Source organism: Mediterranea massiliensis (genome assembly GCF_900128475.1).
GTDB classification, from domain to species: Bacteria; Bacteroidota; Bacteroidia; order Bacteroidales; family Bacteroidaceae; genus Bacteroides; species Bacteroides massiliensis_E.
On the sequence record NZ_LT635835.1, the window covers coordinates 80,247 to 93,804 of the forward strand.

Sequence of the window (13,558 nt, forward strand, 5' to 3'; positions counted from 1 at the left end):
GAACGTCATAATGAAAAAGATATATCCACGCGCAGGCGACACGCAGACCGTGTACCTGAATGCCGTCGTGAAAGACCCGTCTATCGAGGTGGGAGACTATACCATCTATAATGATTTTGTGTCCGACCCGTTGCTTTTCGAGCAAAATAATGTGCTTTACCATTACCCTATCAACCACGAGCGGCTGATAATCGGCAAGTTCTGTTCCATTGCCTGCGGCGCGAAATTCCTGTTCAACTGTGCCAACCATACCTTAAAATCCCTATCCACTTACACCTTCCCGCTCTTTTATAAAGACTGGGATTTGGAGAAATCGGACGTGGCAACGGCTTGGGACAACAAAGGTGACATCGTGATAGGCAACGATGTGTGGATAGGCTATGAAGCGGTGATTATGGCTGGTGTTCACATCGGCAATGGGGCAATCATAGCCGCCCGTGCCGTTGTTACGAAAGACGTGCCGCCCTATACGATAGTCGGCGGTGTTCCTGCCCGACCGATAAGGAAGCGTTTCGATGAAGAAGTGATACAGGAACTTGAAACGCTGCAATGGTGGAATTGGTCTGCCGAGAAGATACGGAGATGCTTGGCTTATATCGGGAATGGTGATGTGAACGGATTGCTTCAAATGCAAGGTGGTAAGTAGGAGCTGAATTACTACAACCTTGTTGAAAAGCCTTCAGACGGGAATGACTTCTATTGTGTGATTATATAATTATATAGTTATATAATTATATATATAATGAATTCAATCACCTTATATTCATTCTTGTACAATTTCACTATATGACATTCTTCATATTTGATATACAAATAGATACGAAATAGATACAACTATATAATTATATAAATATATAAAATCATAAATATATAATTATTAACTGTCTTTCCTTTGCTGTGAGCCGATAATTTTGTATCTTTGTAGGTGAATTATATAGCATAAATTCGCATGGGCATGAAAAACAAGATTGTCATATTCAGCAACATCAAAGGAGGCGTTGGCAAGACGACCCTCTGTGCCTTGTTTGCAAATCATCTTATAGAGCATGGCTTCCCCTCATTTGTGATAGATGCGGACCTTCAGGCATCGCTGTTCCGTCACCGCCAACGTGAAAAGGACGCCGCACCGGACGCGCAGATTCCGTGGAACGTGGAGATGCTTGACACGTCCGACCATAAGCGGCTCGTGCAGGTAATGGGCAAACTGAAAGAAGTGCCGGGTATCGTACTGATAGACTGTCCGGGAAACCTGAACGACCGCAACCTGGCATACATCTACCAATCAGCGGATACGGCAATAGTACCCATATCATTCGACGCGGACACTGTGGACGCCACAGGCATATTCGTCAAGGCTTTGAAGTCTGTGTCATCAGCCGGCCTGATTTTCATCCCCAACCGAATCAACGCGGCCGAGAGGAAGGCGGAAGAGATACGGCAACGGGAACAGACCATCGGGTATCTCGGGCTGATCGGCACCGTTACACCGATGGTGAGGCAGAGCGTGGCCATAAAGAGATATTCCACGCTGTACCCATTGGAGAAAAACCAGACGGAACTGCTTGAACCGGCTTTCAATAAAATCATCGAGGAACTTGAACTTAAAAAATAAAGGCTATGGCAAAGAACAGCAGACCGGAAATAGACAACCCGCTTGCGAACATGGGACTGGACGACATCGTGCGGGGCATAACGACACCAGGCAAGGATAAAGAACCCGTCGTGGATGCGAACGGCGACCCTGCCGCAGAAAGGGAGACAAAACGCCGCAAGAGAGGCAAGAAAGCCTTTGAGGAAAACCTCGCAAAATATACCGGCATAAGCGAGCAGGGATTTGCCATCTGGCTTCCCAAAGAGGTAAAGAAACGGCTTGAACTAATCCGCCTCAATGCACACCGTAATATTCCTTTGAGGTCGCTTGCAGCCGCAATAATAATGACTTACATTGAGGAGAATGAGGAGAGCCTCAATGAGTTATAGAATTGATATTGTTATAATATATAATTATATAAAATCATAATTATATAAGTGCATAATTATATGGTTATATAAAAAGAGAAGAGTATGGAAATTCTGGTGATTATAGCCGTGTTCTGGGTAGTAGGCAAAATCCTTAAAGGGCTGTGGGGCGGATTCAGGAAGTCTGATTACCGGAGAGACCGATAACCCGTTGGCAAGACAGACATGCAGGACACATGCAGGACACAGGCAGGACATACATAGCTATTGACCTGAAGTCGTTCTACGCCTCGGTCGAGTGTGTGGAACGTGGGCTTGACCCGCTCACGACCAATCTCGTCGTGGCCGACAGGAGCCGGACGGAAAAGACCATCTGCCTTGCCGTCAGTCCTTCGCTAAAAGCATACGGCATTCCCGGCCGGGCCCGGCTGTTCGAGGTTGAGCAGAAATTAAGGGAAGTCAATGCCGGGCGCAGAAGAAACTCAAGGGGATACAGGCTGACAGGAAAATCTGTGTCGGACATTGATCTGAAAGCTCATCCGGACTGGGAGGTGGACTATATCGCCGCTACGCCCCGCATGGCTTATTACATCGAGCACAGCACGCGCATCTACAAGATATATCTCAACTATATTGCCCCGGAGGACATCCATGTATATTCAATAGACGAAGTGTTCATGGACGTAACGGATTATCTGTCCACCTACGGAGTCACGGCGCACGAATTGGCAAGAAGAATGATCGGCGATGTACTGCGGCAGACTGGCATCACGGCAACCGCAGGGATTGGCACCAATCTGTACCTCTGCAAAGTAGCAATGGACATCGAGGCCAAGCATATCCCAGCGGACAAGGACGGTGTGCGCATAGCGGAACTGGATGAGATGACATACCGCAGGAAGCTGTGGACGCACCGACCGCTGACGGATTTCTGGCGTGTGGGAAAAGGCATAGCCAGCAAACTGGAGCAATACGGCATCTACACGATGGGAGACATCGCAAGGCAGTCCGTCAGGAACGAGGAGGTGCTGTATCAGCTGTTTGGCGTCAATGCAGAGCTGCTGATAGACCATGCCTGGGGATGGGAGCCTTGCACGATGGAATTTATAAAAGCCTATAAGCCGGCAACGAACTCGTTCAGCAGCGGGCAGGTGCTCCAGGAGCCATACACGGTACGGAAAGCCCGTGTGGTAGTCCGGGAAATGGCGGAAAGCGCCGCTCTCGACCTGCTTGACAAAAGGATGGTTACAGACCAGCTCGTGCTGACCATCGGCTATGATACAGCCAGTCTGTCCAATGAAGATGCACGGACAACATATAAGGGTGAAGTAAAGACCGACTACTATGGCCGGAAAGTCCCGAAGCACGCACATGGCACGGCCAACCTTGAAAGCCCGACATCATCCGCCCGGCTCATATCAGAAGCCGTCATGGAACTTTTCGACCGGATTGTCAATCCCAAGCTGCTGGTGAGACGCATCAACCTGACCACGAACCATGTCGTCGATGAAGAAACGGCAGCCAAGAATCCGTCTCCGGTGCAGTATGACCTGTTCACAGACTATGAAGCGCTGGAAAGGAAACAGAGGGAAGAAAAGGAAAGGCTTGCCAAGGAGCGCCAAATACAGACGGCCATTCTGAACATCAAGAAACAGTTCGGTAAGAACGCCATTCTGAAAGGACTGAATTATGAAGAGGGCGCCACTGCCAAGGAACGTAATGAACAGATAGGAGGGCACAAAGCATGAATCACCCATACGACGACATCATCAACCTGCCGCACCATGTTTCCGAAAGACATCCGCAGATGTCCATGTATAACCGTGCTGCCCAGTTTGCTCCCTTTGCCGCATTGACCGGACATGATTCGGCCATCACAGAGGCCGCAAGGCTGACGGAGGCGGAAGAGGAACTGTCCGAAAGTGATGCTGAAGTGCTGAACAGGAAGCTGGCTTATCTGCAATCATTGGATGAAAAGCCGACTATTAGTGTTACTTATTTTGTGCCTGATGATAAGAAAGAGGGTGGAAGTTATCATACGGCGACCGGGATTGTCAAGAGTGTAGAGCCGGACAAAGGGGTTCTACAGTTCGAGGATGGCACGGGTATTCCTGTCATCCGTATTAAAGACATTGATGGGGAATGTTTTTTGACCGAATAGAAAATGTATTGTCAAATTATAAACGTGCAATGTTGCAATAAAAAACAGTAAAATGGATTACATAGACAAATATTCGATAAGTGTATGTACGAAAAAGCAGATTACGGCACAGGAGGTGTACGACATGATTTTCTCCGACTATCCTCCTCTTGTAAGGTTGCTTTTCAATATCCGGAATAAAATTGTAAAAAGGTTCGGGCTGAAAGCCAGTAACGGCTTTAACGACCTTATAACGGAAAACTCCACCAATCACATACAAATTGAAAAAGACGACAGGCATCTATTTCTTGAAATCAAGATTGAGTGTGGCGAGCTGGTAAAATCGGAGCAGGCAATCAGTATCTGCACATCCGTTAAATTTCACAATGCTTTGGGACGGATATACTTCTTTTTCATAAAACCTTTTCATAAATTATTATGCCGCATGGCATTGAATAAAATAAAAATGTCAGAAGTGAATGTCGGTGGCCGATAAAAAAGGAGTTGGGATAGACCTCAGCAAATGCCGCAGCCGCCACCATCAGGACGGCTGCAGCTACTTTTCGCATCAGGCGACAGGCTCAAGCATTCTCTTTTGATAGTCGATAATTTCATCCATTGTCAGCCATTGCGGTTTCTCATCCTCCTTGAAACTGTCATGCAACAGTATCATGTACTCGATTTGTCGCTGTTCATCGCCAGCCCACAGGCGTTTTGGATTCCTGTTGCCATAGTTCAGATAATACTCGCAATCTGACTGCATTCGGGACAGGAGCATATAGCGAAACTTCTTGTCATGCTGTAAAACTTCTTCTTTTGTCATATCTTTTCTATTTTAATATCTGTTTAATCCGTTACTTCAAAAAAATAATTCAACTCGTCATCTTTCAGATTTTCGACCGCGTATAGGTCTGCCTGCTTCCATAGGTCATTGTAAAGTGCTGCGACTTCGGGGTGGCTCTTGTGATGCTGCCAAATCTTGTGATTGAGAACCAATACCAATTCGGTCAGAAACTTGTAGTTCTCATTCCACTCCTTGAAAGCACGGTTGTATGTGTCCCGGATAGCCGAAAGCCCAAATCGGTCGGCTATTGTGAAATCTTCCCAAAAGGTTGTCTGTACCGTGTAGCCGTTCTCGCTCATAAATTCTCTGAATGTCATAATGCTTCAATTTTAAGTTTGATTTTTTTCCCTCTGATACAATCCTGTACCGGAAGGCTGTTTATTTTTCTGCCCGAGGATTGGCGACCAGTCCAAGAACAAGGATGCTGCGAAAAATACGCTCGCCAGCGGAGACGGTGAGGAAGATTTTTCGCCAGCAAACAAGGAGGTCCTTGAGCGGACTGACAGGCGGCAATCGAAATTTGCAGAAACAATAGACGGCTTACGGTCCGGATTATAGAGGTAGGTGTACAGAGAATAATAGAAAAGGGAAAGATATATAAAGGTTAGTCCGGATGAGTCAGAACAGGTTGCCCGGCCCGCAAAAGGGTCTTTCATGCAGAATGAAAGGAATATGCCGCAACACATCCCATAGACGGCTGCGGCATTCATTGCCATGTTTGTCATTCTCACGCGGACTTTTTACGGTTTCTGGTCTTCCAGCCGTAAACATCGGCGACATACGGATAGAGGGAGCGGGTTCTCCGGCGAAAGCCTTCCTCGTCGATTTCCCCACTGTAGATTTTGGCGGCAATGCGTTCCGCTTCGTCCCTGTCTTTGGCTATACGGTACAAAACATAGTTTGTTCCGTCATGGTGAATCATGCGCCCCCGAATGTTGTAACCATCACCGTACCACTCGGCTTCATCACATTGGGAGTGCAATATGTCGGCGATATTGCTGCCCAGTATTTGGTAGCCTTGCCTCCGGCCATACCACAGCCCTAAATCGGCAAACACCATGATAACGCCGTCAATGTGCTTGTTCAAGTTATGCCGTTCGTCATCCAAATAGCCGTACACCTCGTCCGCCCATTCTTCTTCACTGACAATGTAAGTGTTGTCATCTTGCACCTCACGCTGAAATTCCTGGTATCTTTCTCTTGCATTATCATCCAACCTGTCCTCGCTCGACCAAATAATCTGTTTCATGTCTTTTAATTTTATAAGTTAATATTCTTCCTGTGCGGCTCAATTTTAACGAAGTCCCTATAGACACATTCGTGCTCTTTCCGGCAAAGCAAGCCGTTGGGTAGAATGTCATTGCCGTATACACAAACATGCACCGCTATTCTACTCTCTGTGTCAAGTAGTTGGCAAAACTCTTTCCAGTGTTCAAATTGCGCTTTCGCCATTTCAACCAGAGTCTTTTTCCCTATATTGCCGACCCCATTTTCTTCCAACTGACACAGAACTTCTGCGTTTTCATTGTCGATGATTGCTTTTACCCATCCTTTGAAGCTGTAAATTCTCTCCATTTGATATGATTTTAATTGTTTGTTTTTCTTCCCTCTCTTCAGAGGTTTCGCCTCTTCCGACGGGATTTGATTTTATGTGCAGGATACAAGCCGGAAAGGAGGGAACAAGGCAAGGAGGAAGCGGACAGTCCATGACGATTGCATTTGTGTTCAAGAAGTATTGACGAGCCTGCGAGTTGATGGTTGTTAACCACAAATGTAGCCGCGCCTTGACGGTTCCCGCCCGGCTTAACTTTGCACAGGAAAATCAATGGACGGCGGGACCGGCATGGATACAGTATAAAAGGAACAGGCTCGAGGAGAATAACAATGAGCATAAGAAAAGCGACCCGAAGGCCGCTTTTGACCGGGAAGCAGGAGGTTATTTTTTGCCCCGTTTCGGTTTCGCTGCCGGCTCCGCAGGGGCTTCCTCCTTTTCCGCTGCCGGGTAGAACTTGACGGCTACCATCGTGATGCTATTATGCTCGATGCCGTCTTTGTCTGTCCATCTTTCGGGCTTGAAATAGCCCTCCACGGTAAGCAGGGTGCCTTTGGCCAGGTAGTCGAAAGACCCTTTGTTCTCGTTTTTGCGCCACGCCTCAAAATTCAGGAAAGCGGACACCCGGCTGGTCTGATCGCCGGACTTCTCCTGACGGCCTACGGCCAGGGAGAAACGTGCTACACTTGCGCTGGTGAAACTGCGGATTTCAGCGTCCTTACCTACGAAACCTGTCACTGTGAATGTGTTCTCAATCTTTTTCATAATTCAATGCTTTTAGAAGTTAAACAAATCAATTTTACGATGCCCAAAAAAGTAGGTGTCGCAAAGGGATGCACCAAGGACTGCCAGCAAATACTCTTTATTTTTGGTCCCCCAAAACCGCAGGCCCGATAAAGGAAGATTTGTACAGCTGTGCATTGGTCAAGGCTTGTCAAGCCGCTCCCGACCGCATACTATCTTTGCGGCGGAAAATGATTGTGACTTCGGCCAAAAGCAGTAGTGAAAAAGTAGAACACGAAGCGACGGGCTTCGGAAGGACGTGTCCGCAAGGCGCAAGCAGGCATATTCTCCCCGTAGTGCCGGCATGAAGTCGGCAGGCCAGCCACACCCGCTTGACATTGAAGCGGCAAAAAGGAGTCAATGGCGGGCCAAAAAGCCCTGCGTGGAGGGCCATGACCGGAAGTTCAACAGCCGGCTTTGCGCAAAGCATCCGTCAGGCGTCTGTTCCGGCTGCAATGGGAAGCAGGAGGCAGGCAGGAAAGCGGGCAGGAATGCCCCCTGCGGGCAAAAGCATGAGGGTCGCTCCGCAGCGAATGGAATGTGCAATAAAAGGGTGTGGTGCAGCCAAAAGAAAATAAAAAAGGAATCCCTGCCCCCGGAAAATAGCCATGATAAAAAAAGTATCGAAGGTACATATTCTCAATACGGCGTATTGAGAATATGACCTTGAATAATCCAGAAAATGCAATCTATACATATACAGCAAGGTCAGAAACGGGCAATCATGATGCGATGCTCGAAGACCTTGTTTTTATCGCTCGGTTTCCTCTGGCATAGCCACAGATGATGTGCCTCATAACCGAATATGAAATACTCGTCAAGCCTGGTCTCTTTCTTTAGACGTTCCATACTTGTGCGAAGTTCAGCTTCATTACACGAAAAGAGAATCGTATTCATAATTCTAAAATACAGGTTTATCACTTCCTCGCAATAGGGACAGAAGATATGTTCTATCGTTACATTCATGACAATCTATTTTGATTAAGCCTTTTCAGGAGCATTGTTTATAATAACTTTTCCAACAGAGTTATATACCTCGATTGTCGGACTGCCACCGTTTTCATCGGGGGACATACATTCCGATGTATCGGGTAACGCACGCCATTCGTCGTAGCACAAACGGCTGTCAATGATATTCGAAACATCTTCACATTTCCATGAACGGACAATGGCTTCCGCATCTTCGTAGCTTTCAGCTTCCACAGTGAAATAATCACGTTCCCAGGCTGTAACCTTACAGTCTTGATAAAACTGATATTTTCCCATATACCTGTCTTAATTTAATTCTACAATGTCATCTATTCTGCCGTACAATATTGACCTTAATGCAGTCTTGTCAATGGCATAATACTCACAGATGAACCCATGTTGTTTCACAAAATACCGCTTAAGGACATCCGAGAAATCGAAGTGATAGCCATTTAAGGCAATTCCTCGCTTGAAATAAACGCTTTCCTTCACGCTGCGGGTTATCCAATTTTTATCTTCACGGCTCAACTTGCCTCCATTATTGAGGCTCTCACGAAGTTTGTACGCACGGCTATTCCGCAATGTCTCCAGTGCAGGCACTTCCCACTGGACAAATTTGTTTGCTATCGGTGTCATAAGTATATTCTTATTATTCATAAATGATTACTTCATCTCGGTATTCGGATATTTCTTTTCCGCTGGTTAGGGAGACAATGATTCTGTCCCCATAGTCGCCGACAACAGTTCCCTCTGTATAACCCTTGTACGGGGTAAGCAAGGTGCAGCTCTTACCTATAATGTCGGACTGTTCTTCATTCTCGTACATAAACCTGTCTTTATTTGATGTTCCAAACTCCATTTGAAAACGTCCTGAAGCTCACATACTCATTCGCAAGCTCATAAGAATGTATGCGAATGTAAATTCGCTTAGGTGCTTCCAGCAAGGCAATCAATTCATCCATTTCTTTTTGAGGACATTCCCATTTAGAGTAAAATTCACTCTCGACACATTGTCCATGTCTCGCAATGTTGCTATCACAGAAATTCTCTTCTATGAACTGCTCAATCGTAATAAGGTCTTTTTCGTTCTCTGTCTGTGCAAAGAAATTGTTTGTTGCGTAATTTGCCATAATCTCAATATTTTAAGTTTTTTTCTTCCCTCTGGTAGCATCCGCTACTTTCGGGCTTGATAAAATTTTGGCGCAACAAAAGGTGTCATGGAACATTCCGGCAAGGTTTCGCAGCAAAATACAACCTCAGTGAAACCGAGGTGGAGATTTTGGTGAGAATCGGCAGACTTGACCTTGTGAACAATGGGGCATGACATATACCTTCGCGACATAATTCTTATCAGGAAGGTCGAAAGTCGGTGTGCGGAGTATCGGAAGATGCTTCCCGTATAAAAGAGGGGTGCAGCGAAAAAATAAAAAGGGGGGAAGAGAGTTTTTCGGTGATTTGATCAAGGCATCGAAATTCAGTTTAGTTTGGTTTATTAGCTCTATATATAGGCTAAATTAAACTAAACTGTATTTAGGCAGGAAAATGTGACTGCCTATTGATGAAAAATTGTATCTTTGCATTATCCTGTCGCCATTGAACCATATAATGTGTTTTTTCTTTTGGCTGCAAAATTAGATATTGGGAAAGTCAGACGATTTTGCAAGGGGATATTTGAGCCAGAAGTCTACTTGTTGAGACACTCAAATGTTACCAAGTGCAAAGAATGAAATCAAATGAAAAGAAAAAAACACAGAATTATAAAAAAAGACAGTTTTGTTTCTAATTTGTTCCTTAAAAGCAATATGGATTTTGTATAGTGCTGATTTTGAATATATTACAAAGGATGTATAGAAATTTCCCAGATTCATGTCATCCCGCACTCGATGCGGGATCCATTACGTACACAGTGTCATGCGCTGGGTGAGAGACAGGCCGGACGCACCGGGGTGCGTCCCTACATTCAGACATCTGCTTTTTCCTCTTCCCCTTGCATGCCGGATGGTGCAGAAAAAAATCTTGATATTGGCCACGTTGCGATATTGGATAGAGAAGGTATGTCACAACCAAATTGTCTGAAGCTCTCCTTCTTCAGGAAAGTCGTTTTCCCCGTTATTTCACAGGCAATTTGAATCTGCTTTTTATCAGGATGTTGCTTTGTGCCAGCTTCTTGTATTGCGGCGATAGCGGTAAGATTTTGCATCTTCCCGAAGGTATCCAGTAGAATGTGTTGTCAGACTCCAATGCATTCAAGGCTGGAGCTTTCGTATTCAGCCAGTTCTTCAGCCAATTCGCTTTGCTGATCATTTCACTTACATTGCTTGTGTCAGCCGAATGTATTTCAACAAAGTATGCTTTTTTGTCATATCCTATGGCATAGTCCCATCGTGCGTCTTCAGGATAAGCGTCACGCGTGCAGGCATCGATGTCCACACTTCCTTCCAGTAGTAGGGTATTCTCTGTATCTATCAGCCCCCTTTCTCCATCCTTCAGTGCCTGTAGTCCGGCCCGATATCCTCCACTTATTTCCGGTGTACTCTCTACCGCTTTCTTGAAGGCATTGCTTCCCGTGTTCTTTCTTCTTCTTCTATTGTACCCCATAGCGACTGACGATTTCCGATGATTTTCCGGCAAAACTGGAGAGGCCTCCCCATTCCGACACATCCGTGTCTTCGCTCAGTGCGTCCAGCGTAGATATGTCCGCAAAGGTCACTCCTTTGGTCGTTGAATGTTTGGCCGAATAGAATGTTCTTATATCTTTTTCTTTCAATTTATCAAACAGATTGGCTGCAGTTGAGTAGATGGATATGTTGAACATTTTGCTCATGGCTGTTTTGAAATCTTCTTCTTCCAGTCCCCGCAGGTTGTTGAAGGCCCATACGAATTCCGGGAATATCGTCGAGTGCGTCGATACGATTACCTTGTATCCGTTCTTCATCAGCTCGATGATTTCCAGCAATACCGATTGGATGGCCCGTGGATGCAGTCCCATTTCAGGCTCTTCAATGATTACCCATTCATAATCCTCTTTTTTTACCACCTGTGTAGGAGGTCCCGACAGACAGTAGATACCCAGCAGCAACGGCATGAATTCCTTTTGTCCTGCACTCCAGGCCATGAAGGGTATTCTCAAGTTGTCTATCTCCAGTTTCATTTTTCGTTGGTCTCCAGTTTTGTCGACAACCACCTTACCATTATGGAAGATGGTTTGGTTGATAGAATTTTTTACCGCTCCCTTCAATCTGTTTCTCATGGGGAAGATAGTATCCGGATTGCCCAATCCTCCTTGCATGAATACTCTTAGAGTTTCGCTGAATCTACGTAATACATACGGATTTGAAGTATCATATTCCATAAAGTTCTTGGGGCGTCCGTCAGCGATGCTCAATATCCTTTGGGCTGGTACGTAGAATACAGATTCTTTGGGCATTTCCGAAGCTTTCTGTCTTGATAATGTTTTCAGCAACTCTTGGGGTGAAAAGTTTTCATTGCCCCAATATATTTCAGTTTCCTCTTTGAACAGCTTCGACAATCCTTCTCCGAAGTATCCTTCCAGAATGTTGGTTGCATCTTTTTTGTTCAGTATATAGTTGTAGTTCCGGAGGGTTGAGATGATGTGCTGTCTGTCAATGATCAGTTTCAGCAGTTCCAACGACAGGCTTTTCCCGCTGGCCTGAGGTCCGATGAGGAAAGTCAGGTCACCGAAATCTATCTGTGCGTCCTTGATCGGTCCGAAGTTGCGTATCGTCAGTTCCATGATAAAGCAGATTGGTTATTCCTATTGGCAAAAATACTTAAAAGGTTCGGGATAGTCAAATGAATGCCCTTATTTTTCATTTGACTATCCCGAACCACCTAAAAAGTATTGGGAAATTACTTCCTCCTGCCTCCCGCACCGTGGCAGGGATGAAATATCTGATATTTAATATTTTATATTTTATATTTGATATTTGATATTTAATATTTCATATTTTATATTTGATTTCAGTCCCTCTGGAACAAATCCCTCGTATACACCTTCTCCCTCACATCGTCCAGGCAGGCGTCGTAGCGGTTCGCGATGATGGCGTGCGACTGCCGCTTGAAGGCCTCCAGGTCGTTCACCACCAGCGAGCCGAAGAACGTCGTCCCGTCCTCCAGCGTCGGTTCGTAGATGATTACCGTCGCCCCCTTCGCCTTGATGCGCTTCATCACCCCCTGTATCGAGCTTTGGCGGAAGTTGTCACTGTTCGATTTCATCGTCAGGCGGAACACCCCGATGGTGCACGGCTGCTCCTTCTTCGGGTCAAAGTCCCCCCGGTTGTAGTAGTCATAATACCCCGCCTTGTGCAGCACCTGGTCCGCGATGAAGTCCTTGCGCGTGCGGTTGCTCTCCACGATGGCGTGAATCAGGTTCTCCGGCACGTCCTGGTAGTTGGCCAGCAGCTGCTTCGTGTCCTTGGGCAGGCAGTATCCCCCGTAGCCGAAGCTCGGGTTGTTGTAGTGCGTCCCGATGCGTGGGTCCAGGCAGATGCCGTCGATGATGGCCTTCGTGTCCAGTCCCTTCACCTCCGCATACGTGTCCAGCTCGTTGAAGTAGCTCACGCGCAGCGCCAGGTACGTGTTCGCGAAGAGCTTCACCGCCTCCGCCTCCTTCATCCCCATGAAGAGCGTCGGGATGTTCTCCTTGATGGCCCCCTCCTGCAGCAGCGCCGCAAACTCCCGTGCCTTCTCCTCCAGGTGCTCCCCGGCAACGGCGCGGATGGCCTCGTTCTCCTCGTCGCGTCCCTCTATCTGCTTCGGATAGCCCACGATGATGCGGCTCGGATATAGGTTGTCATACAGCGCCTTGCTCTCCCTGAGGAATTCCGGCGAGAACAGCAGATTGAACCGCTTCCCTTGCAGGGCCGGTGTCTCCTTGAACACCTGCGCATACTTCACGTACAGGCTCCGGCAGTATCCCACCGGTATCGTGCTCTTGATCACCATCGTCGCGTCCGGGTTCACCTCCAGCACCAGGTCTATCACCTCCTCCACGTGGCTCGTGTCGAAGTAGTTCTTCACCGGGTCATAGTTCGTCGGTGCCGCTATCACCACGAAGTCCGCGTCGCCGTACGCCTTCCGTCCGTCCAGTGTTGCCGTCAGGTTCAGTTCCTTTTCTGCCAGATACTTCTCGATGTACTCGTCCTGTATCGGGCTGATTCGCCGGTTTATCTTCTCCACCTTTTCGGGGATCACGTCCACCGCCGTCACCGGGTGATGCTGTGCCAGCAGCGTCGCGATCGACAGTCCCACGTAGCCCGTTCCGGCTACTGCAATCTTATAGTCCTTCATA

The 13,558-nt window shown here is 46.9% G+C and carries 19 protein-coding genes; 6 read left to right on the top strand and 13 right to left on the bottom strand.

All coding sequences use genetic code 11. From position 1 onward, the window contains the following. Positions 1-10: 10 nt before the first annotated feature. The 6 genes from BQ7483_RS02595 (at position 11) to BQ7483_RS02620 (ending at position 4,595) form a co-directional block, all read left to right on the top strand. Positions 11-646: a CatB-related O-acetyltransferase gene (locus tag BQ7483_RS02595; protein ID WP_072544737.1), complete on the top strand. Its 636-nt coding sequence runs from the start codon at positions 11-13 to the stop codon at positions 644-646. 309 nt (positions 647-955) lie between these two features. After that, positions 956-1,612 (top strand): ParA family protein, encoded by a 657-nt coding sequence (locus tag BQ7483_RS02600; protein ID WP_072544965.1) that lies wholly within the window; start codon positions 956-958, stop codon positions 1,610-1,612. A 5-nt stretch (positions 1,613-1,617) separates the two neighbouring features. Beyond that, complete coding sequence (locus BQ7483_RS02605) at positions 1,618-1,980, top strand: hypothetical protein (protein ID WP_013616438.1); 363 nt, start codon at positions 1,618-1,620, stop codon at positions 1,978-1,980. Between the two features lie 215 nt (positions 1,981-2,195). After that, positions 2,196-3,707 carry a Y-family DNA polymerase gene (locus tag BQ7483_RS02610; protein WP_072544738.1) on the top strand — a complete coding sequence of 504 codons (1,512 nt, stop codon included), beginning with the start codon at positions 2,196-2,198 and terminating at the stop codon, positions 3,705-3,707. Further along, positions 3,704-4,120, top strand: a complete 417-nt coding sequence (locus BQ7483_RS02615) for a hypothetical protein (protein ID WP_013616435.1) — start codon at positions 3,704-3,706, stop codon at positions 4,118-4,120. Before BQ7483_RS02610 ends, BQ7483_RS02615 begins: the two co-directional genes overlap by 4 nt. A 52-nt stretch (positions 4,121-4,172) precedes the next feature. Then, the gene (locus BQ7483_RS02620) at positions 4,173-4,595 is read left to right on the top strand and encodes a DUF2867 domain-containing protein (protein WP_013616434.1); all 423 of its coding nucleotides are present in this window, start codon (positions 4,173-4,175) and stop codon (positions 4,593-4,595) included. 72 nt (positions 4,596-4,667) lie between these two features. On the opposite strand, the gene BQ7483_RS02625 is transcribed toward BQ7483_RS02620, so the two are convergent. The 13 genes from BQ7483_RS02625 to BQ7483_RS02690 form a co-directional block, all read right to left on the bottom strand. Next, the gene (locus BQ7483_RS02625) at positions 4,668-4,922 is read right to left on the bottom strand and encodes an LPD11 domain-containing protein (protein WP_013616433.1); all 255 of its coding nucleotides are present in this window, start codon (positions 4,920-4,922) and stop codon (positions 4,668-4,670) included. Positions 4,923-4,945: 23 nt separating this feature from the next. Continuing rightward, a complete protein-coding gene (locus BQ7483_RS02630) occupies positions 4,946-5,260 on the bottom strand; it encodes a hypothetical protein (RefSeq protein WP_072544739.1) in 315 nt (104 codons plus the stop codon). A 410-nt stretch (positions 5,261-5,670) separates the two neighbouring features. After that, positions 5,671-6,192 carry a hypothetical protein gene (locus tag BQ7483_RS02635; protein ID WP_013616431.1) on the bottom strand — a complete coding sequence of 174 codons (522 nt, stop codon included), beginning with the start codon at positions 6,190-6,192 and terminating at the stop codon, positions 5,671-5,673. An 11-nt stretch (positions 6,193-6,203) separates the two neighbouring features. Continuing rightward, complete coding sequence (locus BQ7483_RS02640) at positions 6,204-6,518, bottom strand: hypothetical protein (protein WP_013616430.1); 315 nt, start codon at positions 6,516-6,518, stop codon at positions 6,204-6,206. A gap of 361 nt (positions 6,519-6,879) precedes the next feature. Then, positions 6,880-7,260: a single-stranded DNA-binding protein gene (locus BQ7483_RS02645; protein ID WP_013616429.1), complete on the bottom strand. Its 381-nt coding sequence runs from the start codon at positions 7,258-7,260 to the stop codon at positions 6,880-6,882. Positions 7,261-7,986: 726 nt separating this feature from the next. Further along, the gene (locus BQ7483_RS17810; RefSeq protein ID WP_072544741.1) at positions 7,987-8,244 is read right to left on the bottom strand and encodes a hypothetical protein; all 258 of its coding nucleotides are present in this window, start codon (positions 8,242-8,244) and stop codon (positions 7,987-7,989) included. A gap of 15 nt (positions 8,245-8,259) precedes the next feature. Continuing rightward, positions 8,260-8,544, bottom strand: a complete 285-nt coding sequence (locus BQ7483_RS02660; RefSeq protein WP_013616427.1) for a hypothetical protein — start codon at positions 8,542-8,544, stop codon at positions 8,260-8,262. A 9-nt stretch (positions 8,545-8,553) separates the two neighbouring features. After that, positions 8,554-8,883, bottom strand: coding sequence for a hypothetical protein (locus BQ7483_RS02665; RefSeq protein ID WP_013616426.1), 330 nt, complete (start codon positions 8,881-8,883; stop codon positions 8,554-8,556). A gap of 13 nt (positions 8,884-8,896) precedes the next feature. Further along, positions 8,897-9,073 (bottom strand): hypothetical protein, encoded by a 177-nt coding sequence (locus tag BQ7483_RS02670; RefSeq protein WP_013616425.1) that lies wholly within the window; start codon positions 9,071-9,073, stop codon positions 8,897-8,899. A 10-nt stretch (positions 9,074-9,083) separates the two neighbouring features. Further along, the gene (locus BQ7483_RS02675; RefSeq protein ID WP_013616424.1) at positions 9,084-9,377 is read right to left on the bottom strand and encodes a hypothetical protein; all 294 of its coding nucleotides are present in this window, start codon (positions 9,375-9,377) and stop codon (positions 9,084-9,086) included. Positions 9,378-10,356: 979 nt separating this feature from the next. After that, the gene (locus BQ7483_RS02680) at positions 10,357-10,845 is read right to left on the bottom strand and encodes a hypothetical protein (protein ID WP_083535629.1); all 489 of its coding nucleotides are present in this window, start codon (positions 10,843-10,845) and stop codon (positions 10,357-10,359) included. After that, positions 10,832-12,001, bottom strand: coding sequence for an AAA family ATPase (locus tag BQ7483_RS02685; protein ID WP_072544742.1), 1,170 nt, complete (start codon positions 11,999-12,001; stop codon positions 10,832-10,834). Before BQ7483_RS02685 ends, BQ7483_RS02680 begins: the two co-directional genes overlap by 14 nt. A gap of 227 nt (positions 12,002-12,228) precedes the next feature. Further along, the gene (locus tag BQ7483_RS02690) at positions 12,229-13,557 is read right to left on the bottom strand and encodes a UDP binding domain-containing protein (protein WP_072544743.1); all 1,329 of its coding nucleotides are present in this window, start codon (positions 13,555-13,557) and stop codon (positions 12,229-12,231) included. Between the last annotated feature and the right edge of the window lies 1 nt (position 13,558).